The sequence below is a fragment of the Streptomyces sp. NPDC002209 genome, from assembly GCF_042890265.1.
Taxonomy (GTDB): domain Bacteria; phylum Actinomycetota; class Actinomycetes; order Streptomycetales; family Streptomycetaceae; genus Streptomyces.
Window position 1 is genome coordinate 237,896 of record NZ_JBIARX010000009.1, and the last position, 23,506, is coordinate 261,401.

The 23,506-nt window shown below is 71.8% G+C and carries 18 protein-coding genes and 1 pseudogene; 7 read left to right on the forward strand and 12 right to left on the reverse strand.

Annotated features, from left to right (window positions below; genetic code table 11):
* Positions 1-58 precede the first annotated feature (58 nt).
* Together ACFYXK_RS20195 and ACFYXK_RS20200 are read left to right on the forward strand one after the other, a co-directional pair.
* Positions 59-1,837 (forward strand): N-acetylglutaminylglutamine amidotransferase, encoded by a 1,779-nt coding sequence (locus ACFYXK_RS20195; protein ID WP_389412350.1) that lies wholly within the window; start codon positions 59-61, stop codon positions 1,835-1,837.
* Positions 1,838-1,877: 40 nt separating this feature from the next.
* Positions 1,878-4,106, forward strand: coding sequence for a S9 family peptidase (locus tag ACFYXK_RS20200; protein ID WP_389412351.1), 2,229 nt, complete (start codon positions 1,878-1,880; stop codon positions 4,104-4,106).
* A gap of 317 nt (positions 4,107-4,423) precedes the next feature.
* On the opposite strand, the gene ACFYXK_RS20205 is transcribed toward ACFYXK_RS20200, so the two are convergent.
* Positions 4,424-5,455 (reverse strand): amino acid ABC transporter permease, encoded by a 1,032-nt coding sequence (locus ACFYXK_RS20205; RefSeq protein WP_389412352.1) that lies wholly within the window; start codon positions 5,453-5,455, stop codon positions 4,424-4,426.
* A 665-nt stretch (positions 5,456-6,120) separates the two neighbouring features.
* On the opposite strand from ACFYXK_RS20205, the gene ACFYXK_RS20210 reads away from it, so the two are divergent.
* From ACFYXK_RS20210 to ACFYXK_RS20225, 4 genes are all read left to right on the forward strand, one after another.
* Complete coding sequence (locus ACFYXK_RS20210; protein WP_389412353.1) at positions 6,121-7,278, forward strand: LLM class flavin-dependent oxidoreductase; 1,158 nt, start codon at positions 6,121-6,123, stop codon at positions 7,276-7,278.
* A gap of 79 nt (positions 7,279-7,357) precedes the next feature.
* Positions 7,358-8,314 (forward strand): ABC transporter substrate-binding protein, encoded by a 957-nt coding sequence (locus tag ACFYXK_RS20215; RefSeq protein WP_389412354.1) that lies wholly within the window; start codon positions 7,358-7,360, stop codon positions 8,312-8,314.
* Between the two features lie 23 nt (positions 8,315-8,337).
* On the forward strand, positions 8,338-9,090 hold the full coding sequence (locus tag ACFYXK_RS20220; RefSeq protein WP_389412429.1) for an amino acid ABC transporter ATP-binding protein: 753 nt from the start codon (positions 8,338-8,340) through the stop codon (positions 9,088-9,090).
* A 755-nt stretch (positions 9,091-9,845) separates the two neighbouring features.
* Entirely contained in the window at positions 9,846-10,385 is a 540-nt protein-coding gene (locus tag ACFYXK_RS20225; RefSeq protein ID WP_389412355.1) for a GNAT family N-acetyltransferase, read from the forward strand.
* A gap of 187 nt (positions 10,386-10,572) precedes the next feature.
* Here the strand turns inward: ACFYXK_RS20225 and ACFYXK_RS20230 are convergent, their stop codons facing one another.
* On the reverse strand, positions 10,573-11,571 hold the full coding sequence (locus ACFYXK_RS20230) for an NADP-dependent oxidoreductase (protein WP_389412356.1): 999 nt from the start codon (positions 11,569-11,571) through the stop codon (positions 10,573-10,575).
* A gap of 56 nt (positions 11,572-11,627) precedes the next feature.
* Here ACFYXK_RS20230 and ACFYXK_RS20235 point away from each other — a divergent pair, with 56 nt between their 5' ends.
* Positions 11,628-12,569, forward strand: a complete 942-nt coding sequence (locus tag ACFYXK_RS20235; RefSeq protein ID WP_389412357.1) for a LysR family transcriptional regulator — start codon at positions 11,628-11,630, stop codon at positions 12,567-12,569.
* A 461-nt stretch (positions 12,570-13,030) separates the two neighbouring features.
* Here the strand turns inward: ACFYXK_RS20235 and ACFYXK_RS20240 are convergent, their stop codons facing one another.
* From ACFYXK_RS20240 to ACFYXK_RS20285, 10 genes and pseudogenes are all read right to left on the reverse strand, one after another.
* Positions 13,031-13,747, reverse strand: coding sequence for a TetR/AcrR family transcriptional regulator C-terminal domain-containing protein (locus tag ACFYXK_RS20240; RefSeq protein ID WP_389412358.1), 717 nt, complete (start codon positions 13,745-13,747; stop codon positions 13,031-13,033).
* A gap of 218 nt (positions 13,748-13,965) precedes the next feature.
* Positions 13,966-14,094 (reverse strand): annotated as a pseudogene (locus ACFYXK_RS20245) (TetR family transcriptional regulator); the annotation flags it as partial.
* A gap of 164 nt (positions 14,095-14,258) precedes the next feature.
* Positions 14,259-15,572, reverse strand: coding sequence for a zinc ribbon domain-containing protein (locus ACFYXK_RS20250; protein WP_389412359.1), 1,314 nt, complete (start codon positions 15,570-15,572; stop codon positions 14,259-14,261).
* Entirely contained in the window at positions 15,569-16,078 is a 510-nt protein-coding gene (locus tag ACFYXK_RS20255) for a phage tail protein (protein ID WP_389412430.1), read from the reverse strand. The genes ACFYXK_RS20250 and ACFYXK_RS20255 overlap by 4 nt, the downstream gene beginning before the upstream one ends.
* A 59-nt stretch (positions 16,079-16,137) precedes the next feature.
* Entirely contained in the window at positions 16,138-18,096 is a 1,959-nt protein-coding gene (locus tag ACFYXK_RS20260) for a putative baseplate assembly protein (protein WP_389412360.1), read from the reverse strand.
* The gene (locus ACFYXK_RS20265) at positions 18,096-18,527 is read right to left on the reverse strand and encodes a GPW/gp25 family protein (RefSeq protein ID WP_389412361.1); all 432 of its coding nucleotides are present in this window, start codon (positions 18,525-18,527) and stop codon (positions 18,096-18,098) included. The genes ACFYXK_RS20260 and ACFYXK_RS20265 overlap by 1 nt, the downstream gene beginning before the upstream one ends.
* A gap of 60 nt (positions 18,528-18,587) precedes the next feature.
* Positions 18,588-20,504 (reverse strand): VgrG-related protein, encoded by a 1,917-nt coding sequence (locus ACFYXK_RS20270; RefSeq protein ID WP_389412362.1) that lies wholly within the window; start codon positions 20,502-20,504, stop codon positions 18,588-18,590.
* Positions 20,504-21,226 (reverse strand): LysM peptidoglycan-binding domain-containing protein, encoded by a 723-nt coding sequence (locus ACFYXK_RS20275; RefSeq protein WP_389412363.1) that lies wholly within the window; start codon positions 21,224-21,226, stop codon positions 20,504-20,506. Before ACFYXK_RS20275 ends, ACFYXK_RS20270 begins: the two co-directional genes overlap by 1 nt.
* A gap of 36 nt (positions 21,227-21,262) precedes the next feature.
* Positions 21,263-21,685: a phage tail protein gene (locus tag ACFYXK_RS20280; RefSeq protein WP_389412364.1), complete on the reverse strand. Its 423-nt coding sequence runs from the start codon at positions 21,683-21,685 to the stop codon at positions 21,263-21,265.
* A 74-nt stretch (positions 21,686-21,759) separates the two neighbouring features.
* Positions 21,760-22,359, reverse strand: coding sequence for an extensin (locus ACFYXK_RS20285; protein ID WP_389412365.1), 600 nt, complete (start codon positions 22,357-22,359; stop codon positions 21,760-21,762).
* Between the last annotated feature and the right edge of the window lie 1,147 nt (positions 22,360-23,506).

A 23,506-nucleotide genomic window follows, 5' to 3' on the forward strand; every position in this document is an offset into this window, starting at 1 on the left:
GAGATGAGGTCCCGAGGGGGTGGCGTCCCCGAGGTGCCGTGCACGTGGTGGGTGCCCCGTGTGCGGTCTGAGCGGGGAAATGCGGTTTGACGGCACCCGGCCGGACCTCGCCGCGATCGAACGCATGACCGATGTTCTGGAGCCGCGGGGACCGGACGGCCGAGGGGCGTGGTCGCAGGGCTCGGTGGCGCTGGGGCATCGGCGCCTTAAGATCATCGATCTTTCCGAGTGCGGCGCCCAGCCCATGACCGATACCCGGCTGGGTCTCACCGTCGTCTTCAACGGTTGCGTCTACAACTACCGTGAGCTGCGTGAGCGCCTGGAGGGGCTCGGGCACAGCTTCTTCTCCCGCTCCGACACCGAGGTGGTCGTCAAGGCGTACGCCGAGTGGGGCCCGGAGTGCGTTGAGTCCCTCATCGGCATGTTCGCCTTCGCCGTGGTCGAGCACCACACCGGCCGTGTCGTACTGGGCCGTGACCGGTTGGGCATCAAGCCCCTGTACGTCACCCAGGACAGTGACCGGCTCCGTTTCGCTTCCTCCCTGCCCGCCCTGCTGGCGGGCGGGGGCGTCGACACGTCCCTCGACACAGTGGCGCTGCACCAGTACCTGAGCTGGCACGGTACGGTTCCGGCGCCCCGTACCGTACTGGCCGGCGTGCGGAAGATCCCGCCGGCCACCGTGCGCGTCGTGGAGCGGGACGGCAGACACCGTGACCACTGCTATTGGCAGCCGTCGTACACCCGGCGATCCGAGTTCGGCGAGGACCCGGCGCTCTGGCAGGAGGCGGTACACGACGCGCTGCGCACGGCGGTCCGGCGGCGCACGGTCGCGGACGTCCCCGTGGGCGTGCTCCTGTCGGGCGGGCTGGACTCCAGTCTGATCGTGGCGCTGCTCGCCGAAGCGGGGCAGGAGGACCTCGCGACCTTCGCGATGGGCTTCGAGGCGGAGAACGGGGAGGGCGGAGACGAGTTCCCGTATTCGGACCTGGTCGCGCGACGGTTCTCGACCGACCACCATCAGTTCATGATCTCGTCCGATCGGCTTCCGTCGGCGCTGGAAGCCGCGATCCGCGCCATGAGCGAGCCGATGATCAGCCACGACGCCGTCGGGTTCCACATGCTGTCGGAACAGGTTTCCAAGGAGGTCAAGGTCGTGCTCTGCGGCCAGGGCGCGGACGAGGTGTTCGCCGGCTACCACTGGTACCCGCGGATCGCCTCGGCCGCCCGGCCGGACGCCGACGAGGTGTACGCGGACACGTACTTCGACCGGACGCACGCCGATCTCACCGCAATGCTGCACCCCGACTTCACCGCCGACCACGACGCCTCAAGGGAGTTCGTCCGGGCGCACATGGCCGCACCGGGGGCTGCGACCGCCCTCGACGCGGCCCTGCGCATGGACGTCCACGCGCTCATGCCCGACGACCCGGTCAAGCGGGTCGACAACATGACGATGGCCTGGGGCTTGGAGGCGAGGGTGCCCTTCCTGGACCACGAGCTCGTCGAGCTGGCCTCAGCCTGCCCTCCGCAGCTCAAGCTCGCGCAGGGTGGCAAGGGCGTGCTCAAGGACATCGGACGCAAGATCCTGCCGCCTGAAGTCGTCGACCGCCCGAAGGGCTACTTCCCGGTGCCTGCGGTCCGGCACATGGCCGAGCCCGTGCTCGCTCGCGTACGCGACGCCCTCACGGCCCCGGAAGCACGCCGACGCGGCATCTTCGACCAGCGCCTGGTCCACGAGCTGCTTGAGGCACCCAACCACCATCGCACCAAACGCGGGGCCAACACCCTGTGGCAGGTCGCGTCGTTGGAAATCTGGCTGCAAACGCACGGTATGTGAGCGGTCGACACCTGAAGCGGAAGCCTGGGAGAGGCGGCCCATGCCCCTGGAGCACACGAAACCCCTGAGGCCCGCGGACGAAACGCCCCGCGGGGCGGCCGAACCCCCCGCTGCCGGAGCGCCTCCAGCGGACCCCGTGGCGGGCCCGGCTCCGGCCCCCGCGCCGATTCGGATGCCCGGGCATCGCGGCGTCGACCCGCCGACCCTCCTGACCGCCCACGGATGCTGGTACCCGTCGGCCGACCCGACGGGCGAGCACGTGGCGTTCATCTGCGACCGGGCCGGGGTTCCCCAGCTGTGGAGCGGGCCCGCACGGGGGGTGGAGGTGCACGTGCTGGATGGCGACCCCGATCCGGTGACCGAGGTTTCCTGGTCGCCGGACGGGCGTTGGATCGCCTACACCTCGGCGCCGGGGGGCGGCGAGCACACTCGCGTTCTGGTGGTGCGCCCGGACGGAACCGGACGTCGGGTACTCGCGGGAGCGGAGCCGGGAAGTTCGGCTCACCTCGGGTGCTGGACGCGTGACGGCACCGCCCTTGCCATCACGGTCGCACAGCCCTCCCCGGCAGGCTCGGAGCACGCCGGACCAGGACACTTGCGCCAGGACGCGGAGGGGGCGTCGTCGGCAGACGGAAGGACACCGGGCTCGGCGTGGTCCGGACGCGGCGGCCCGGCCACCCTGCTCGAAGGAGGGGCCGCGCAACAACCGGTCCGGCGGGACCCCGCGCCGTCCGTGCTCGAAGCGGGCCGCTCTCCGGCGAGCGGCGCGCCGGTCGCGGACCTCGGCCCGGCTCGAAGTGGCAGCCTGGCTGCCTACTTGGTCGATCCGGACGGAGCTGCCGCACCGGTCCTGCTGTTTGCCGAGGAGGGAGCCGCCTCCCTGCGCGTGTGCGACATGAGCGCGGACGGCCGCTTCGCGCTCGTCCGCCGCGGCCCGCGCGGCCGACGGGAGGCCTTGGTGCTCGACACCGCCTCGGGCCGCACCACCTTCGCGCTGCACGTCGCCGACGGGGACCCCTGGATCGGCCGGTTCTCCGCCGACGCGCGGACGCTCTGGCTGCGCAGCGACGCGGAACGGGAGTTCGCGGCCCTCCTGAGGGTACGGCTGGACGAGGAGGGAAGGTCCCAGGGCCTGTCCGTCGGCGCCGAGCGGGAGGAGTCCGCCCTCGATCTGCTGAGTGTGCCCGACCACGGTCGGTGGGCCGTCCTTGCCTGGAATGCCCACGGCGCGACCGAGTTGGAAAGTCTGGGGCTCCACCTCCTCCATACGGATTCCACGGACGGCGCTCTCGGACCGGGGCACCATGCGACCCTGCCCCACGAGGTGGTGACTCGCATCGCGCCCTTGGAGCGCGGCGGGCTGTTCGCCGCCCTGTCGGGATCCCGTCGCAGGCCCGGCATCTGGGAACTGGACGAGGCACTCGTCCCCGCGCGCACTGCCTGGTCGGCGCGGGACGAGGACGCGGTCCCGCCCGGGCGGCCTCCCGTCAGCCCGGTGCCCCTGCGCTGCGAGGCCCGGGACGGGCTCGTGCTCGGCGGCTGGTACTACCGTGCGCCGAAGCAGGACCCGGGCCGGCCGGCTCCGTGCGTGATCCACCTCCACGGCGGACCGGAGGAACAGGAACGGCCCGTGTTCAGCCCTCTGTACCACGAGCTGCTCGGCAGGGGTCTGGACGTGTTCGCCCCAGACGTCCGCGGCTCCTCCGGCTGGGGCCGGTCCTTCGTGGACGCGGACCTCGGCGCCGGCCGGTTCGCGGCGATCGACGACGTCGCCGACTGCGCCGCACATGTGGTTTCGCTCGGGTACGCCGACCCCCTGCGGCTCGGGGTGATGGGCCGCTCGTACGGCGGCTACCTCACCATGGCCTCCCTCGTGTGGCATCCGGACCTCTTCCGCGCCGGGGTCGCGGTCTGCGGGATGTCGGACTTCGCCACCTTCTTCGCCGGTACGGAGCCGTGGATCGCGCAGTCCGCAGCCGCCAAGTACGGGCATCCCCAACGCGACCGGGAACTGCTGCGCGCCCTGTCCCCGATGAGCCGCATCGATCAGTTGCGCGCCCCTGTGCTGGCCGTCCACGGGGAGCACGACACCAACGTGCCGCCGACGGAGTCGGAGCAGTTCGTCCGCGCGGCACGCGACCGCGGCGTCCCGGCGCGGCAGCTGACGTTGCGCAACGAGGGCCACGAATTCCTGCGGGCGGACAACCGGCGGCTCTACCGGCGTGCTGCCGCGGACTGGCTGGAACAGCATCTCAGCCCAGCCCCGTGACCAAGTCCGTCAGGACCGACCGAAGCGCCATGTGCTGCGGCGTGCCTTTTGCCGGATGTCCGTTCGCGTCAGCGGCCGCGGGGGAGCCCAGGACCCCGGTCGGGAACGTGGCCCTCGGTGCTACCTCGTCCCCCTCCATACCCCGAGGGGCCTGGAGCCCCCTCCTCGGCATGCTTCGGCTGGCCGCCGCAGCCACCCACGGCGAGCTGCCGGGCCCTCGCTGCTCCACCTTGTCAACGGCGCCTCGAGGACAGGCCAGGCACACCTCGCCTTCCTTGCAAGAGACGTCGATGCGGTCACATGTGCCTGCCGTGGGGTTACCGCCCTCCGGGGGCGGTCAGCATGTGCAGCCGGGCGCGCAGGGCGGTCAGCCGGATGCGCAGTCGCTGGGGCGGCGCGGCCGGCAGGCCGCGGGTCGTGCCGCGCGCGTAGTACCGCTCAACGTAGTACTGGCCCCCGCTCAGCACGGTCGTGACGGCGATGTACCAGAGAGTGGCGACCATCAGCAGTGGGACCACCTGGTAGTTCTGGTTGTAGACCAGCTGTACCGAGTACAGCAGGTCGTGTACGGCCAGCACGCTGACGATGCTGGTGCCCTTGAGCGTGCCGATCAGCATGTTCCCGGCGGTCGGCACGATCGACCGCATGGCCTGGGGAACGACGATCCGGCGCAAGGTGCGGCGCCTGCTCAGGCCGAGTGCCTGTGCGGCCTCGGTCTGGCCGGGGTCCACGGAGAGGATGCCGCCGCGCACCACCTCGGCGGCGTACGCGGACTCATGCAGGGTCAGGCCGATGACGGCGGTGAGGGTCGGGCCCAGGAGATTCACCGTCTTGATGGTGAAGAGCTCGGGGCCGTACGGGATGCCGAGGCCGAGCGTGGGATACAGGGCGCCGATGTTGAACCAGAACAGTAGCTGTACCAGCAGCGGCGTGGACCGGAAGATCCACACGTAACCCCAACTCAGAGTCCGCAGGACCGGATTGGCGGAGAGGCGCATGACCGCCAGCACGGTACCGAACAGGAATCCGAGCACCATCACCGCGCCGGTCAGCCACAGTGTGAGCAGCAGCCCGTCGAGTACGGCGGCGGTGGTGAAGTACCGTCCCACCACGTCCCATTGGAAGGCCTCGTTGCGGACGACGGAGGCCAGCACCATCGTGAAGACGAGCAGCGCGGCGGCAGCGGACAGCCGGATGCCGATGCGCCGGCGCGGGACGATCGGTGGCAGCTCGGTCCCGGCGGTGCCCTGCGCTCGGGCTTCCTTCGCCAGGGTGGCGGCCGCCCTGGCGCGAGCGGTGATGGTGTCGGATGCGTCGGCAAGATCGGAGCAATCGGGCGGGGTGGCCATGGGGGAGGCTCTCCAGGGGAGGGGTGGGCGTGGACGACCACCCGGCGGCGCGGCGCGGAAGCACGTCACGGGACCGTGCGGATGCGGTGCTGCCGGGAAGGGGTACTCGTGTCGTCACGCTCGCCGCGTCCCTCAACGCGGGCGGAGGGGTTTCCGTGTGGGCGGAGCCGCTCCGTCGTCGATCGTATGTGCCCACGGCCGGGCCGTGTCAACCACGCGAGGCTCGGGCGGCCGGAGCCGTCCAATTCACGGGCCGTTGCTTGACGAAGAGCAGCATGTACTGCTCAAGTAGTGGCATGAATGCCCATCAGCGCTTGGTCTCGCGCGACTACATCGACTTCGGTCGGGTGTGGTCCGCGGCGTGTTGCGCCTGACGCGGCAGCGGGCTGTCTGATCGGCCCTTCCCTCCCTCGGTGACCCCGTCGCGGGCCGAGATCCCCCTTCGCACACCACCCACCGGACGCGGGCAGTGAGCCGTACGAGGCACGCTGCCGCGAATCCGGACGTGCGCTGCCGCCGCCCCGATCCTGCTGACCTCCCGTGTCGTCACGCCCGTATCACCCCGTATGTGTGCGTCTTTGACGTCCCCTTGTTTTCCGTTGCAGCAGCGGCTGCTCGTTCATGCCCGCGCGCTCGGTCCATCGCCCTTCCGAAAGGCCCACCCCATGCCCGTGGAATTCCTCGGCATCGCCGCGACCAACGACGGCTCCGAAACGACCGCGCGATCCGGCGCCGCCTTCGACAAGGAGTACACGCTCCGCCTCGCCCGGGCGCACGAGGACCACGGCTGGGACCGCGTGCTGTTCGCCTACGGCTCCGGATCCCCGGACCCCGCACCGGCGGCCGCGTACATCGCGAGCAGGCTGGACCACCTCCAGATCCTGCTCGCCCACCGGCCCAACGTCTCGTACCCCACCTACGCCGCCAAGACCTTCGCCACCCTGGACCAGATCAGCGAGGGCCGACTGACCGTCCACTTCACCACCGGCGGCAACGACCACGAGCAGGGCCGCGAGGGCGACACCCTGACCAAGGACGAGCGCTACGCCCGCACCCGCGAGTACATCCGGATCGTCAAGAAGATCTGGACCACCCGCGAGCCCTTCGACCACGAGGGCGAGCACTACCGCTTCCACGACTTCGTCAGCGATGTCTTCCCCGTCCAGCAGCCGCGTCCGAACGTCTCGTTCGGCGGCTCCTCACCCGCCGCGTACGCCGCCGGCGGCGCGGAGGCCGACATCTACTGCCTGTGGGGCGAGCCGCTCGCGAAGACCGCCGAGCAGATCGAGGCCGTGAAGGCCGCCGCGAAGGCTGCGGGCCGCACCGACGTGCCGCGCATCCAGGTCGCGTTCCGCCCGATCATCGCCGCGACCGAGGAACTGGCCTGGGAGAAGGCCCACCGCACGGTGGGCGCCATCAAGCAGCGGCGGCAGGCAGGCCTCGTACGACACCACCGCAACGGCGTCCTGGAGGCTGCCGCACCTCAGAACACCGGATCACAGCGGCTGGTCGCCATAGCCGAGGCGGGGGAGCGTTACGACCGGGCGCTGTGGACCCCGACCGCCGCCGCCACCGGCGGCGCCGGCAACTCCAACGCCCTGGTCGGCACCCCGGAGACGGTCGCCCAGGCATTGCTGGACTATTACGACCTCGGCGTGGACGTCCTCTCGGCTCGCGGCTACGACCTGCTGGGCGACGCCGTCGACTTCGGCCGGCACGTGATCCCGCTCGTCCGCGAGGAGGTCGCGAAGCGCGACGCCGAACGTGAAGCCGCGCACGCGGCACACGACCCGCACCAGACCCTTGCGGCGGCGCGCGGGTGACCTCCGCAGCACGCACGCCCCGCCAAATCGCCATGCCCCGCCCCGGGGCCATGTCCCGCAACGGAAAGGCCTTCCCGCCGTGAACCTCCCCGGGAACGGGATCCGCACCCGCCTGCGCGCCGCCGCCTTCGCCCTCCTGCCCCTCCTGGCGCTGACCGCCTGTGGCTCCGGCGGCGGGGCCCCGGCCGTGGCGGGTGCCCAGGTGTCCCCCGCACCGGCCGACGACCCCGTCGCCGGCGTTCAGGCCGTGGACTCGGTCGCCGCCCTCCTGCCCGCCGAGGTCCGTAAGGCGGGGACCCTGCGGGTCGGCGGCTCCGTCGGATCCCCGCCCGCGGCGTACTACCCGAACGGGCAGGACAAGCCGCCCGCAGGCCAGGACATCGACATCGCCGACGCGGTGGCCAAGGTCCTCGGCGTGAAGCTGGAGCGCCAGGACGCGTCCTTCGAGACGATCCTGCCCGCGCTCGGCAGCGGCAAGTACGACTTCGGGACGGGCAACTTCGGCGTCACCACCGAACGCCTGAAGACCATCGACTTCGTCACCTACATCAACGACGGGCAGGGGTTTGCGGTCAAGACGGGCAACACCACCCTGACCACGCAGGTATCCGACCTCACCCAGCTGTGCGGACTGACCATCGGAACCGGCGCGGGCACGACGTTCGAGAAGACCCTCACCGCGCAGAAGGGCGTCTGCGCTGCAGCCGGCAAGAAGCCGTTCGAGGTCAAGGTCTTCTCCGAGACCGGGGCCGTCACCACCGCCCTGCAGCAGGGCCGGATCGACGTCGTCATGTCGACGATCAACGGCCTGCGCCACCAGGCCGCACAGCCCGCCGCGCAGACCACTTTCCTCGGCGAGTACCACCGCCTCGACGTCGGCTTCGCCTTCAAGAAGGGTTCCCCGCTCACCCCGGCTCTCCAGGCCGCCGTCAACGAGCTGATCAGGAACGGCACTTACGCGCGGATCCTGAAGAAGTGGGGCACCACCGCCTCCGCGATCGACACGTCGCAGATCAACCCGGCCGAGCACACGTGAAGGGAGAGGCCGTGAGCGACGTCATGGTCGAGGTGCGCGGCGTCCACAAGAGCTTCGGGCCACTGGTGGTACTGCGCGGCGTCGACCTGAAAGTCCGCGCCGGCGAAGTCACCGTGATCCTCGGTCCCTCCGGCTCGGGGAAGTCCACGCTCCTGCGCACCATCAACCACTTGGAGAAGGTCGACCGCGGCTGGATCAACGTCGACGGTGACCTCATCGGATACCGCAGCTCCCGCGGCAGGCTGTACGAGCTGAAGGAGAAGGAGGTTCTTCGGCAGCGCACCCGCATCGGGTTCGTCTTCCAGAACTTCAACCTCTTCCCGCACCTCACCGTGCTGGACAACCTCCTCGAGGCCCCGGTCTCGGCGCTGCGCCGCCCGAGGCAGGAGGCGGAGGCGACGGCCCGCCGGCTGCTGGACCGCGTCGGCCTTTCCGACAAGTCCGACGCATACCCGCTGCAGTTGTCCGGCGGGCAGCAGCAGCGCGTGGCCATCGCCCGCGCGCTCGCCCTCGAACCCAAGGTACTGCTCTTCGACGAGCCGACCTCGGCGCTCGACCCGGAGCTGGTGGGGGAGGTCCTGGACGTCATCAAGGACCTGGCCCGCGCCGGAACCACCATGATCGTCGTGACGCACGAGATCGGCTTCGCCCGCGAGGTCGCCGACACGGTCGTATTCATGGACGGCGGAGCCGTCGTCGAACAGGGGCCACCCGCGGCCGTCTTGGACGACCCGCAGCACGTCCGTACCCGCGCCTTCCTGTCCAAGGTCCTCTGACCGCGCCCGTTCCACGTCATGCGAAGGCGACGGCGGCCTCCTCCCGGAGGGGAGGTGTGGACGCGGACGTCGCCGTGAACGCCGAACCGGATCACGAGCCCAGGTGGTTCCGCTCCGTCGAACGGGGCCCGCAGGAGCCGCGCCCACCGGGGCGCGTCCTGCCGCCTCCCGCAGCACGTTGTCGCAGAGGTCCAGCATCCCGAGCGAGCGGCACGGGACGATTCGGAAGATCGTGCCGAGCCCGTCGGATCAGGTCGCCTCACCGGAGAGCAGGTCGAAATGGGCCCAGCCCATGGCTGCGATGCACGCCCAGCGCCGTCCGCATCCGGCCGCCTTGGGGGTCGGGGCGTCGGTCACCGGGATGGCCGGAACGGTGGCGCAGATGCACCCCCAGGGGTCGTGCGCCCCGTCGTCGGGAATTCCGTCGTCCCCTGGAACGACAGCACGCTCGGGCTCCTTGCCCACGGATACGCGTGGCTGCCCGACCGGATGCGCCGCACCCCTGATGGCTCGGAGCGGAAGCCTGCAGGTGCTTGCTGGAGCACGGCGTCCTTCACGATCCGACACGACCTCCTGATGTAATAATCCTACTGCGAGTTTGTCTATTACCTACTCGAGGGGGAGTCTTGCCTTTCGCGCACACGGCCGAGGCGGCACGAGCCTGGGTCCACGGTTGGACCGCTTCGCGCGGCGCAGCCCAACCTGTGCCCCGTACTTGGGGTTTCACCATCGACGTCGGCCTTCCCGGACACGTCATGCGCCACGTCCTGCATTCCGCGGATGAAGCGACCGTCCACAAGGTCACGGAGCACGCCACCGCGCCCGGCATCTGGTTGAAGGCATTCGTCCCACCGGAAACACTTGAACCCTGGCTTGCCCCTGGCTGGCACCTCGCCGGCGGAACCGGCTACCTGATGTCCACCTCGCTACCCACCGGCCACACCCGGGCCCAGACCGAAACCCCCGACGGCTACCGGCTGAATACCTGGACCCGGGCCGGCGTCACCCGCGCTCTGGTGCGCACCGCCGACGGCGCCTTCGCCGCGCGCGGCCAGATCGCCGTCACCGGCTTCAGTGCCGTCTTCGACCAGGTGGAGACCGACCCGGCCCACCAGCGCCGCGGCCTGGGACGCCTGGTGATGCGCAGGCTCACTGCCGCCGCCGCAGGGCAGGGCGCCACGGCAGGTGTGCTGGGCGCGACGCCGGAAGGCCGAGCCCTGTACGAGACGATGGGATGGCGCGCACTGGCCCCGCTGACAGGCGCCATGCGGGGTCCGGGCTCGTCCGAGACCTGATCGACGGGAGAAACGCCGTGGCCGAACAGGCCAGGCAGGGCGGGCCGAGCCCTGCTGCTGTCCGCGGTTAGGGTCGCGCGTCACTGAGCCCCGTGGGTCTGGTGGTCCCGGGCGGTGTCGGCGGTGCTGGTCACGCCGTGTGCCGCTCGGCACGGCAGACGTCAGAGCGCCTGCTGGAGTTCGGCGATCACGAGACCACCGTCAGCACGATCTTGCCTTGGATGTGACCTTGCGCGGCTCGGGCGTGTGCGCTGCCTGCCTCGGGCAGCGGGTAGGTGCTGTCCACCCCGACCTGGAGCTTGCCCTCGTCGAACAGGCGCCCGATCTGGGCGAGCTGGGGGCCGTTGGAACGCACCTGAATGTTCGAGACTGTGATGCCCAGACTAGCCGTCTCTTCCGGGTCGTACTGGGCGAAGAACACCGGAAGCATGGTGCCGCCGCGCTTGAGCACAGTCAGGAAGCGTGAGCTGTCTGGGCCACCCACGGTGTCGATCACCAGGTCGACACCGCTGACCGCGTCCGCGGCCTGCGTCCTGGTGTAGTCGATGAACTCATCGGCGCCGAGCTGGCGCAGGAACTGCTCGTGCCGGCCCGAGGCCACCGCGATTACGTGTGCCCCCTTCCATTTCGCCAGCTGTACCGCGAAGTGGCCCACTCCACCGGCGGCCCCGTTGACCAGCACGGTCATCCCCGGCGTGATCGGCACCGGCTGGTGCACCTGGCCGGTGAAAACAGACGGCACGTCGTGGCCGAGATCAACCAGATACTGCCAGGCCGTAAGCACGGCCATCGGCGCTCCAGCTGCCTGAACGTGGTCGATACCGGCCGGCTTGTGAGCTAGGTCCGAAGCCGGCGCGGCCACGTACTCGGCGTACGTCCGGCCGTCGAATCCGGGGAACCGCAGCATGCCGAAGACCTCGTCACCGACGGCGAACCCCAGCACGTCCGGAGCGACTGCCTGGACCACGCCCGACATGTCCGTTCCGGGGATCAGAGGGAACTCCAGCGTCGGCCTCATCTCGGCCGGCATGACCTTCATCCCCTCACGCAGGTACCAGTCCGGCGGGTTGATGCCCGCCGCGTGCACCCGGACGAGCACTTCGCCCGGGCCGATCTCGGGATCCGTCACCTCGTCATACTGCAAAACTTCCGGCCCGCCGGCTTCGTGGAACTGGATTGCCTTCATCGTGTCTGTCGCCTTCTTGGGGAAACGTTGCTCCTGCAGTCAAGGCCCAGGACTGCATGGCCGTCCAAGACCGGTTCTGCAACCTGATCATTCCGAAACGGCATGACGCGTACGCTGCAAGGGTGAACGATCTCGGACAGGACCTGGAACTGCGGCTGGTGCGCTACTTCACCGTGGTGGCGGCACACCAGCACTTCGGCCGGGCCGCCGCCGACTTGCACGTGGCCCAGCCGGCGCTGAGCCGCCAGATCCAACGGCTTGAGAAGCATCTCGGCACACGACTGCTGGACCGCGTACCCCAGGGCACCCGGCTCACTCCGGCCGGCCAGCGGTTCCTCCCCCAGGCCCAAGCCCTGCTGCAGGCCGCCCGTCAGGCGGAACTGGTCGTGCGTGAACAAGCCGAGACCGAACAAATCGCGATCGGCTACGTTGAAGACCTGGTGATCACTGCCGCCGTACGGGAACTACGCCGCCGCTACCCGGACGCCGAGGTCACCACGCGGCACTTGAGCTGCCGCGACGTCGGGGCGCTGTCCGACAAGCGCGTCGACGCTCTGATCGCGCGGGCCCCACTGCCGCTCGCCGCCGACGATGTCTTCACCACCCCTCTGTACGAGGAGCCCCGGATGCTCGTGGTCCCCAGCGGCCATCCCTTGGCCGGCCGCCCGTCGGTGACCGCTGAAGAACTGGCTGGCGAGGAGGTGGCGCCGTGCCCGTTCGAGACCGCGGACTGGACTTCCTACCGGATCCTCGGGGCCGACGTGCCGCCGATCGAGAGCTACGAGGACAAGCTCGAACTGGTCGCGAGTGGCAGGGCGATCGCCGTGCTACCGGTCGGCGATCGGCGTAGCTCTCTGCGCCCCAACCTCGTCACCGTCCCGATCGAGGGCTCTCCTCCCAGCCAGGTCGTCCTGGTCAGCCGCAAGGGCGACCCGAATCCGATGATCAGGAATCTCCGGCTGGTGGCCAAGGCCGTCCTGACCGCCCCGGCAGCCTGACCGGGCTCGCCTTCATTTACAGCAAGGCGATCCGCGAGGGACCGGAGGTGCGCATCCTGCGCAAGGACCGGGTCCACCTGGCGCCGTGGATGCCGTCGCTGGAGCAGGCCGTCGCCGACATCGCCCAGGACGCCCCGCACTGGGACATGACGGTGTTCCAGCGCCCAGGGCCGATGGCATGGTCATCGCCAAGGTGGCGCTGTCGGCGGAGTGGCCCGCCCGGTCGAGGAAGCAGGCCCGCGCCGCCCGGCTGGTCTGCGCGGTGTGCGACTACGACCGGCGCTGGTTCAAGGACGAGCCCCGGCTGCAGGTCGACGTCCGGCTGCCCGAGCGGCCCAAGGCCCGGCGGCTGGTATGCGGTGCTGCAACGACGGCGTGGACGAGATGGAGCGCCTGGCCTCGCTCGCCGGTACGTCGTCGTGACGCCCGTCGATCCGAGATCTCCTTCAATCCGCCCTGGGCTACGCGAACATCCTGGTGCTCCAGGAGTCCTCGGCGAACCGGACTGGGTGAACCTGCTCGCGCCCGCCGACGAAAGAGGGCTGACCCCGCTGTTTCGGTACCGCGTGCGCCCTTACGGCGAGGTGACCTCGACATGGGCACCCGTCTGAGCCTCGCCGCGGCTTCGACCACGCCACCTGGTGTCGGGGTGTGGAGTTCCCCGATGAACCGCCAGGTGACGCTGCCGGATCGTCAGGGCCGGACCGGGGGTTGGCCTCCCAGCCGTCGAGGAGCCGCTCGAGTCCCAGTTCGAACCCGCGCTCGGCGCTGTCGGCCGAGTGGGGAAGCTCGGCATCACGAATGACCCGGGCGAGGAGTGGATGGCGCCCGCTCTTGACGACTTTGTCGAGGTAGGGCGCATGGGCGTCCATCCATTCGATATCGAAGCCTAGGGGATCGAGGGCGGCGAGTGCGTGCTCGATGGCATCGAGGGAGTTCGGTCCAAGTGATGGGCGCCCTGCTGCGAGGGAGGTCATCCAGGGATGCCGGTGGAAGGTGGCCCGGGAGCGATGGGCCAGGCCTCGCAGGTCGGTGCGCCAGTCGCCGGTGGGAGCAGGCGGGCCGCCGTCTTCGGCCGCTACGGCGTCGAGTATGAGGTCGAGCAGGTCGTCTTTGGATGCCAGGTAGCGATAGAGCGAGGCTGTGCCCGTTCTCGGTTCCTTGGCGACGCGCCGCATGGACGGTGTCCCGATGCCCTCGGCGTCGGCGATCCCGATGGCGGCGCTGGTGACCTCCGCCCGAGTGCGTGACGGCGCGGGGCCTTTCGCGGCCCGCTCCGGTCGTCCTCGACGGGACTCTCCGGCGACCGGACCGCGTCCACGGCCAGGTTGTTGGCTACCTTCGTCATGTACGGATTGGTTCCCCGGGAGCTGATGCGCTTGTCAGCCGGCCGCCCCAGGCTGACGTAGCCGTGGAGGATGTTGCCCAGCATGCGGATCGAGTGAGTCTGGTCCGGCTCCGTGAGGGCGTAGCCGAGCAGGATCGGCCGCGTCATCTGTGCGTGTCGCACCACGGCGCTTGCGGCAGTGGGATGCCCGGCCTCCGGCGGCCGGCGCCCGCTTGACCAAACCCATACGGGCACCCCCTGGAGCGGGCCGGAGGGCGCGCCCGAGCAGGAGCCCTGCACGTGCCCGCCCCGGTTCGGGGCGGGCACGTGCAGGGCTCCGGCACGGGCTCCTGCGTGCCCGGTCAGGGGCGGTTGGCGCTCGACGGGCCGAAGAACTCGATCTCCGCGATGGCGACCTGCTTGTCGGCAGAGATCGTGTGCGACGTCTCGACGGTGAAGCGGACCTTCGTGACCTCGCCGACGGGGAACGGACGCCGCTGGCCGCCAGCCCCCTGGTCCAGGGTCAGCCGGCGCGTGGTGACCCTGCCGTCCTTCCCGGTGATCGTCGCCGTGACGCGGTGCGGAAGGGCGGACTCGCCGGTCTTGTCGGCCCGCGCGGAGACGCCCGGGGTGATGATCAGGTCCAGCAGCCGGGTCGGCTCGCTGAAGGTGGCCTCGATCCACTCGCCTTGGCCGGACTGTGAGACGCCGGGCCCCCACCAGGTGTTGCTGCGCTTGTCGAGGACGAGCTCCGGCTGGTGGCCGGGATACGAGCGGGAGGCCGCGATCCGGTCCGGGGCGACCGGAGCCCGCTTGGCGAAGTGGTCCCGGGCGGCCTGGATGCCGGCGGGCAGGTACACGAAGCCGAGGATCGCCAGGGTGACGACGACGGCGAGGGTGATCCAGGTGCCGATGCGGTCGAAGACCCGGCGCAGCCGGGGGCGGTCGCCCGCCCACGGCGTCTCACGGTGCCGCCCGTCGAAGAGGCTGCGCCACCAGGGCGCCCGTCCGGGAACGGCGGCCTCGCCGGTTTCGGCCAGCGGCATGGCGCAGCGCACGCAGTAGTGGCGGTCGGCACGGTTGGGCGTCGAGCACCACCGGCACGGCGGGCTGCCCTCGACGCCGGGCTGCTGTCCGGGGGCTCGTACCGTGGGCCGGTCGGTGTCCGGTCGGCCGGGCAGGACCGGTGCGGCGGCGGCCGGAGCGGGGCGCGGCGAGTCCGCGTCCGCCACGGGCACCAGGAGGGATCGGGCCCGGTCGGACATGGTGTCGCTCAGCGCGGCGCCCTCCGGCGACGCGCTGTCGTCCGGCGACGGGACGTCCCGGCGCGCCGGCCCCCCCGACCCCGCGCCCCCCGACCCCTCGTGCCCCGGCCCCTCGTGCCCCGGCGCGCCGACCGTTCCCGGGCCTTGCGAACCCGTCGCAGTCCCCGGGCCCACCGTCCTCTGCGGAACCGATGCCGGTCCCTGCGAACCGCCGGAGCCGCCCGTCGTCCGGGCGTCGGGCGCGGTTCCGGCAGGCCGTGCGGCCTCGTGCGGCGGCCTCGCGGCGTCGGCGGCGGGCCGCGCGGCGCGGGCGGCGCCCTGGTCCCAGCCGAGCACGGCGCCGCACGCGTTGCAGAAGGACTGGCCCGGTTCTGCGCGCGTTCCGCACTCGGGGCAGTTCTGCGTGGTCATGTCTCGAGAATCCTTTCGGTGGCGGTCACTTCGACCGTGTACGGCATGTGGGCGGGGCGGGCGGCGGCGACGAGGGAGTCCAGGCGGTGGGTGTCGGCCGGAGTCGGCTCGGGCAACCGGAGGGTGACGTGCAGCCGGGGCCGCCGGGCGCCGGGGAAGGGGCCGAGCGGGCGGGCGTTCCAGTCGGCGCCGCCGCTCTCGGTGATCTCGGGTGCGACGCCGAAGGCGAGTCGTACCGCCTCCGCGAGGCCACGACGGGTGCCGCGGACCCGGTGCAGCGCGACGGCGGCCGCGACGGCGGCTCGCAGCCTGGGCTCGGGCTCGCTGCCGTCGGTCTCGGCACCCACCCAGGTGCCGAGCCACCGCGCGAAGTCGGCCGGGGCCAGCGCCGGGTCGAAATAGCTGTCCAGGCAGTCCAGTACGTTGAGGATGGGTGCGAGGACCTCGTCCAGGCCGCCGACGAAGCACTGTGCCAGGTCGTCGTCGGCGAAGACGGCGGGGAGCATCGCGCTCAGCGGGAGTGAGGAGCCCAGGCCGTCGACGGAGCCCCGGTAGGGAGTGGCCGTCACCCGTCGTCCCCGATCACCCGGACACGATGGTCGAAGGAGAAGACGAGCGAGGCCCGCTCCAGGTCGATGCGGTCGGTCGGGTCGCCGCGTTTGCCGGTGAGGGGATCGGCGGGGTGCAGGACGACCTGGTCGACGAGTTCCACCCCTGGGACCCGCTGCAGTACCGCGAACAGCTCGCCCGTCTGGACGGGTCGGCCGAAGGGCCAGCCCTGCCCGTCCGCGCCGCCGGTCAGCGGGTCGAGGTGGCGGTAGAGCGCGTCGTGCGCCCGGCGGCGCACCCGGTCGGTGTCGACGCCGCGGAAGGCGTGCACCGTGGCGACGACGGTGACGCCCTGGTAGTAGGGCGGGCCGACGGCCAGCCGGGTGCCGATGAGACGGCGCTCGTCGAGGTGGCGGGTGATCCGGCGCAGCAGGTCGTCGCCGGGCACGAGCTGCTCGAAGCGCAGCCGCCCGCCCGGATCGGGGACGGCCTGGGGGACGACGAGGACGCGGACCGCGTAGGCGCCGTGTTCGCCTTCCCCGCCCTCCAGACAGGTGATGCGCGCGGTCTCCGGCGCGGCGCGCCGGGCGAGCTCCTCGTAGTCGCGCAGGGTGACGGCGCGGTCCTGGGCGCGGAGCGTGATCGGTGCCCGCAGCTTGGCCTCCTCCACCGTCTCGCCGTCGACGCCGCCGCGCGCCGCCTCGCGGTTGACGACCTCGGCCACGTACGGGATGGAGGTGCGCAGCACCTGGACGGCGCCGCGCGCGACGTTGCCGCCGCGTCCGCCGCCGGTGCGGTAGCGGTGGGCGCGGACCACGGAGCCCTTGGGGGCGACCGCGCCGTACTGGCGCAGCGTCCCGTCCGGTTCGCGGACGGCCGGCCCGAAGGCGATCTCGCCGGTGGCGGCGTCCAGGGTGACGTGGTGGTCGCCGGGCCGGGACGCGGCGAAGTGCGGGACCACCTGCCAGTCCTGCCAGCCGTCGTCGTCGGCGGTCTGCAGGAGCAGCGGCGGGTCGTCGGCGACGACCGGGGCGTGGGTGAGCCGCAGCCGCTGGCCGGGCAGTCCGGTTGCTTCGCCGAGTGCCTCGTCGTGGACGGTCTCGGCGTGCACGGCGCGGGTGGTGGCCCCGATGGTGTACGCCTCGACGGAGCGGATGCTCGGCGAGGTGGTGTAGAAGGGCTGGCCCGGCAGCGGATCGGTGACGCGGCAGCGGACCCAGCCGGCCTCCCGCCCGCCGTTACGTGAGAGCACATGGCCGCCGGGCAGGTGCAGGACGACGTCGCCGGGGCGGTTGAGACCGCCGGTGCCGTCACGGTCCACCTCGCAGGGCTGCCAGCCGTCCTCGGTCCACGCCTCCCACAGCAGGGGCGGCTGGCGCGGATCGACGCCGACGCCGTCGACGCGGCTGTCGAGTTCCAGGGCGAGCACGCAGTACGGGGCAGCCGCGGTGAGACCGATGAGCATGCAGTCGCCGGGGTTCGGGGCCTCGGCGAAGCACAGCACGTCCTTGCCCTCGGCGAGGTCCGTGGTGCGGTCCGCCACGGGCTGCCCGCGGTGCTGCACCACCACGTGGGACGTCGCGCACGGGACGACGGCCAGGTCGCGCTCGGTTGCGAAGACGACGGCCTCCTCCCGCTCGGTGCGCAGGGTGGCGACTTCGGCACCGGCCGGGACCAGGACCACGTCCTCTTGGGGCGCGGACAGCCAGAAGGTGACGTCCGTGCGCGCCGCGGAGGGCGGGAAGAGGGTGATGCCCACCAGGTCGAGGAAGGCGAGGTGGTTCTTCTCCGGGACGCGGTTGAGCCGGTAGACGATCTGGTCCGCCATGTGCGCGACCGTCTCGACGAGCGTGACGCCGGGGTCGGAGACGTTGTGGTCGGTCCATTCCGGGGCGCGCTGCTGGATGTAGCGCTTGGCGTCGTCGACGAACTGCTGGAAGCGCCGGTCGTCGAGATTGGGGGAGGGCAGGGACATCAGTGGTCGCTTTCCAAGGAGCCCGGCGCGCCCGGCTCGTCGTGGGAGGGGATGACGTAGAAGGGGAAGACGAGGCTGCGCGGGTTGTTCGTCCCGCGGATCGAGTACCGGACGTCGATGAACAGGACGCTCTGGTCGCCACCGGTGGAGACCTCCACGTCGTGGACCTCTATCCGGGGTTCCCAGCGGTCCAGGCTCACGTACACCTCGTGCTGGATGCGTCCCGCCGTCTGCTCGTTGACCGGGGCGAAGACGAGGTCGTGGATGGCGCAGCCGAACTCGGGGCGCATCGGCCGCTCACCCGGGGCAGTGGCCAGGACGAGCCGGATGGCCTCCTCGACCTCGCGCTCACCACTGACCAGGGCAATGCCCCCGGTGGGTCCGATGCGCATCGGGAACGCCCAGCCGGAACCGACGAACTGTTCGGCCATCAGGGGCCACCTGCCTTTTCCATCTGCCGACGCCGCGGGCGTGCCGGTGCGGTCGTGCGGTCATGCGGGGAGGGGGTACTTCACGGTGTTGACGTAGACGAGCCCCATGAGGTCGACCTTGATGGCGCGGATGCCGACGTTGGCGATGGAGTTGACCTGGACCGTGCCGCCGGAGGTGATCATGGTGGCGCCCACGGCCTTCAGGCTGAGCGCGCCCATCGCGTCGACGCTGACGGCGCCCGCGAGCGACTTGATGTTGACGATGCCGCGGCCCTGGATGTCGAGGAGTCCGCCGCTCTTGATGGTGAGCCGGCGCCGGGCGCTGAGCGTCAGGTCGGTGCCGGCCTCGACGGACACCGAGCGGCCGCCCTTGATGGTCACCGACCCCTTGCTGTCGACGGTGATCTCCGTCTTGGTGCGGTCGAGGTTGATCGTCAGCCGGTCGTCACCGCTGGCGATGCGCACGCCCTGCTTGCGCCCGCCGGTCCGCTGGCTGAGCAGGTCGACGCGGTTGGCCTGCCGGTCGGACAGGGTGTGCCGGGCGGCCTTGCGCTTGAGTCCGTCGTGCAGGGGCACGTCGTCGACCCGGGTCGGCAGGTCACGGCCGTTGTACAGACCGCCGATCACGAACGGGTGGTCCAGCGCGCCCCGGTCGAAGGCGACCAGCACCTCGTCGCCGACGTCCATGGGGAACACGCCGCCGCCGCCCACGCCCCCGGACTGCACGCTGCGCGCCCAGTCGCTGACGTACGTGTCGTCCAGCCACGGGAACTGGAGCTTGACCCGGCCCTGCTTCAACGGGTCCTGTACGTCGGTGACGATGGCGTTCGCGACGCCGGGCAGCCGGGTGGCGCTCGCGGTGTCCGCGCCGCCCCCGCCCGACGCCAGCCCGTACAGGGAGCGCCACTGGCGTCCGCTCACCGTGATCCACGACTCGTAGTGCCTGCCGTCGCCGAAGACGTGCCGCACGGAGGTGACGGTGTACTTGCCCTCGAAGGGCCTGCCCACGTCGGCGAGGGCGACGGGCAGGCCAGGCCTCAGCTCGGGACTGCCGTACACCGCCACCTCCAGCTCCGCGAACGACGAGGTGACGTCGGCGGCGAGGGCCTTCGCGGCCTGCTGGACCTCGTCCTGCCGGTCGTACGGCGTGCCGGTCTCGACGAGCTGCGCCGACGCGAACGCTCTGGCCGCCTGGCCGGGAGCGAGGCCGATCGAGATGCCCGGGTCGGTGGTGGCCGGGGCCGTCTCGACGATCTTCTTCTTGGTGGTCACGTTCCAGCCGCGCGACTCGACCGTGCCGACCTGGTCCGCGGCGGTGACCGCCGCCCGCAGACGGAGGATGTCGTGGCCGGCCTGGAGCACGAACGGGCTCCTGTCGCCGTCGGTCCGCGGGGACGGCGCGCCGGCCGACGGGGTCGGCGTGACGAACCGGAACTTCCCCTTGGCGTCCAGGGACATCACCATGCCGTTCTCGTCGGCGAGCCGGGACAGGAAGTCCCAGTCGGTGACGTTGGGCTGGCTGATGAACCCGTAGGCGCCCTTCGTCGACTGGATCCGGCCGATCGGCACGCCGTCCAGGGCGGCGAGCTTGCGGGCGATGTCGGAGGCCTTCTGGTTGCGGTAGGCGGCGACGCGGCGCCGGCGCATCATCCGGTGCCCGAAGTCGTAGCCACGGATCACGGTGAAGCTTCCCGTGCCGTCGTAGTCGGCCTCCAGCGCGGTGACCTCGCCGGTCAGCAGGGGCTTGCCGCCGCCCTGGCCGTCGGCGATCGGCGTCAGGACCACCCTCGTGCCGAAGGTGACGCCGAGCTTGCCGAGGACCAGCCGGTACGGGTCGCGGAAGGTCAGCCGGAACGCGGCGGGCACGCCGACGCCCTGGTCGACCCAGCCCTCGACGAGGAGCGGGGCGATGTCGTCGGGGAGCTTCGCGGCGCCGATCCGCACCTGCATGATGCTGGAGAACGCGGGCTGCACCATCAGCGCGACACCTCCTCGGGTGCGGGAAGCACCAGTTCGGTGCCCGTCGGCAGCCGGGACGGGTCGTCGATGCCGTTGATCTCGGCGATCGCCCGCCAGACGGTGGCCGTGCCGTACTCCCGCCACGCCAGCGACTGCAGCGAGTCGCCCGCCACGACCCGGTGCACGCGCTGAGCGGTGAGCGCGCCGGAGGTCGGGTTCTGGCCCTTGGTCTTCCCCGGGATCTCCACCAGGTGCACCTGACAGGTGGCACGGATGGGCACGCCCGTGGTGCCGAAGAGGCTGTACGACGCCTCGACGGAGCTCACGTACGCGACGAAGCGGGCCGTGGAGAACGACCCCCACTCGAAGACCACCCACGGCGGCGACGGCTGGTCGGCGGCGATGCTCTTCGCCGTCACCTCGCAGCAGTCCAGCAGCGATTCGACCTTCTTCAGCACCGTGTTGGCGGTCGGCGCGGTCGACGAGTCCAGGAAGATCTCCAGGGTCATCTCGCGCGGCTCGGCGCCCATGAACTCCGGCTTGGAGCCGTCGCGCACGGCCATCGTCGGCGTTGCCTTCCACTGAGCGCGCTGGCTGAGGGACAACTGCGACGGATTGAACTCGAAGCCGAACGTCCGCATCAGTGCCCCGGGTGTCGTGCTCGTCCCGATCGGTGGCTCGTGGATCGCCAGCGTTGCGCGCACCAGGCTCTTGCCGGCGCCCCTGCCGCTCGTGGCCATGGGTGTGCCTCCTCTCCGTTCTGCTCCGCCGCGCCGTCAGTCCGTGAACCCGTGGTGGGCGATCTCCAGGACCTCCGTGGCCACGGCGGGGCTCGCGGGATCGAGGGTGGGGCCCTGCCAGCTCACGGGCAGGACGTCGATGAGCCCCCAGCGGGCCACCAGCGACCCGTCGGCCCGCAGCGCCGCGATCTGGGCGGTGGGCCGCTTGATCCCCGTCTGGACCGACGAGATCCACTTGGCGACCTTCGAGGTGTCCGGGGTGAGCGGCCGGGTGAGCCGGATGGTGGGGAAGGTGACCCGGGTGGGCAGGTGCCACACGAAGCCGTTGTTGCCGCCTTCCTGGCGGTGCTCGACCTCCACCCGGGACGACAGGCCTTCGCATCCGTTGAAGAAGCCGAGGCTCTCGCCGTCGATGGTGAGCGTGAACCAGATGGTGGACCCGGGGTCCTGGCGAGGCATCCGAGGTGGGCCTTTCTGTCGTTCTGTGGTGGGCGCGCGAGGTGCCCGCGGTTCGGGGAACCACGGGTCGTCCGTCAGGCGCGCGGATCGCGGAGTCTGCCGATCCGTTCACGGTCCATGCGCAGTTCGGTACGGACGAGGCGGGTGACCCGGCCGATGATCCGGTGCACCAGCTCGTCCAGCTGGAAGTCGGTCAGTTCGCGCGGATCGAAGCCGCCGGCGGGGACCGCGGTGTACTCGGGCAGCGGGTCCTCCTGCGCGGGCGCCGCTCCGGGAGCCGGACCGCCGCCCGGCGGGGGCGCACCGTGCGCCGCGAACGGCCGGTACGAAGGCGGAGGTTCGGGCGGCGGGGACGGTGCGGGCGGCGGGCCCGGCGCCGGCCGCACATGCACCGGAGCCGAGGCCACGGTGGGCTCGACCGCACCGACGGTCCGGCCGGAGCGGGACCCGGAGCCGAAGGACGGAAGGCGCTGGACCGCGGGCCCGGACGGTGCCCCGGCCGCCGAGACCGCCGACACCGCGGGCAGCGTCGGGGGAGCGGCCGCGGGCGGCGGACCCAGTGGTGCCACGGCGAGCGGACGGCGCGCCGTCGGGTGCGCGCCGGGCAAGGAGGGCCGGTGCAGGGGAACGCCGCGGACGGGGACCGCCTGCCGGACGGATGGAGCGTCGGCCACGCCCGTACGGGAAAGGGCCGGTGCGGGCCGCGCGGCATCGGGCGCGGGCGCTGCCGAAGCCCGTTGGACCGGCGGGGCAGCGGAAGCGCCGGCACGGGAACTGCCCTGCGCAGGCGTGGCCGCGGGCGCTGTCCGGCCCGGCACGGCAGCGATCGGGGCGCCGAGCGAGGAGCGTCGCTGCGCAGTGAACGGCGTGGAAGCGGAGGGGTGGTGCGGGGAGTTGGGGATACGCGCGCTCGCGTGACCCGGGGCCGTCCCGTGGGCGGCAGCCGGCGTCGGGGCCGGCGCCGCCACGGGCGCCGGATGCTCGGGATGCGCCGGGGACGACAGGGGCGCACCCAGCCCCGCACGGGGAGGTACGACACCAGGCTGTACCTGGCCCACGGGCGCCGAGCCGGTGGAGGTACGGGCCGGGCGCTCCGGGCCGGGGCGCGGTGCAACGGTGCCGTGCCCGGACTCGGTGCGGCCGGGGGCCGGCGGGGGTACGGCCCCGGAGCTGCGGCGGACGACGGACTCCGCTGCGTCGGCAGGCGCGGGCGGCGGGCGGGGCGTGGAGCGCTGCACCGCAGGCGTTTCCGTGCCCGGTCGGGCGGCGGGGGCAGCAGAGGATGCCTGCACGGCCGGTGTCCCTTCCGGGCCTGCCGCCCCGCGGGGTAGGGAAGGGCCGGTGGGCGAATCGGCGCGCGCGGCCGTGGGGACGGGCCCGGCCGCGGACACGGCGCGCTGGACGGGCGTCCGCCCGGGGCTGCGCGCCGGCGCGGAAGCTTCGGCCGGGGGAGCGGCGTGGGCGTGCGGGGCGGGCCGCGGTGTCGCCGGGGCGCCGGTCCGCGGGACGTTGTCCGTGGGGGTCGTCGGGGTCGCCGGGGCCGTCGGCCGCTCGGCGCGGGCGGTGGGGCGCGCCGGTGCGGCGGCGTCCCGCAGAGCCGGGGCGTCGGGGCCGCCTGCCGGAGCACCCGTCACAGCGGGCGGGGGCGTGCGGGGCCGGACGGCCTGCTCGAGGGAGGGACCGGCCGTCGCGTCCGCGGGCACGGTCGAGGAGCGGCGCACATCGGCCGGAGCCGGCGGTGTCGCTCCCGGCGCGGGTACCGGTACCGCTCGCTGCACGGGCACACCGGTTCGGGACGCCGGTGCCACCCCCGCCGGGCCG

What these genes read in the sequence shown, in the direction of transcription:
- ACFYXK_RS20210 (WP_389412353.1), top strand. Translation starts at nt 6,121, where the DNA reads ATGCCCGTGGAATTCCTCGGCATCGCCGCGACCAACGACGGCTCCGAA.
- ACFYXK_RS20265 (WP_389412361.1), bottom strand. Translation starts at nt 18,527, where the DNA reads ATGGCCGAACAGTTCGTCGGTTCCGGCTGGGCGTTCCCGATGCGCATC.
- ACFYXK_RS20225 (WP_389412355.1), top strand. Translation starts at nt 9,846, where the DNA reads ATGCGCCACGTCCTGCATTCCGCGGATGAAGCGACCGTCCACAAGGTC.
- ACFYXK_RS20255 (WP_389412430.1), bottom strand. Translation starts at nt 16,078, where the DNA reads ATGCTCCCCGCCGTCTTCGCCGACGACGACCTGGCACAGTGCTTCGTC.
- ACFYXK_RS20220 (WP_389412429.1), top strand. Translation starts at nt 8,338, where the DNA reads ATGGTCGAGGTGCGCGGCGTCCACAAGAGCTTCGGGCCACTGGTGGTA.
- ACFYXK_RS20205 (WP_389412352.1), bottom strand. Translation starts at nt 5,455, where the DNA reads ATGGCCACCCCGCCCGATTGCTCCGATCTTGCCGACGCATCCGACACC.
- ACFYXK_RS20200 (WP_389412351.1), top strand. Translation starts at nt 1,878, where the DNA reads ATGCCCCTGGAGCACACGAAACCCCTGAGGCCCGCGGACGAAACGCCC.
- ACFYXK_RS20275 (WP_389412363.1), bottom strand. Translation starts at nt 21,226, where the DNA reads ATGGCCACGAGCGGCAGGGGCGCCGGCAAGAGCCTGGTGCGCGCAACG.
- ACFYXK_RS20250 (WP_389412359.1), bottom strand. Translation starts at nt 15,572, where the DNA reads ATGACCACGCAGAACTGCCCCGAGTGCGGAACGCGCGCAGAACCGGGC.
- ACFYXK_RS20260 (WP_389412360.1), bottom strand. Translation starts at nt 18,096, where the DNA reads ATGTCCCTGCCCTCCCCCAATCTCGACGACCGGCGCTTCCAGCAGTTC.
- ACFYXK_RS20280 (WP_389412364.1), bottom strand. Translation starts at nt 21,685, where the DNA reads ATGCCTCGCCAGGACCCCGGGTCCACCATCTGGTTCACGCTCACCATC.
- ACFYXK_RS20240 (WP_389412358.1), bottom strand. Translation starts at nt 13,747, where the DNA reads ATGCGGCGCGTCGCCAAGGAACCGAGAACGGGCACAGCCTCGCTCTAT.
- ACFYXK_RS20230 (WP_389412356.1), bottom strand. Translation starts at nt 11,571, where the DNA reads ATGAAGGCAATCCAGTTCCACGAAGCCGGCGGGCCGGAAGTTTTGCAG.
- ACFYXK_RS20270 (WP_389412362.1), bottom strand. Translation starts at nt 20,504, where the DNA reads ATGGTGCAGCCCGCGTTCTCCAGCATCATGCAGGTGCGGATCGGCGCC.
- ACFYXK_RS20235 (WP_389412357.1), top strand. Translation starts at nt 11,628, where the DNA reads ATGGCCGTCCAAGACCGGTTCTGCAACCTGATCATTCCGAAACGGCAT.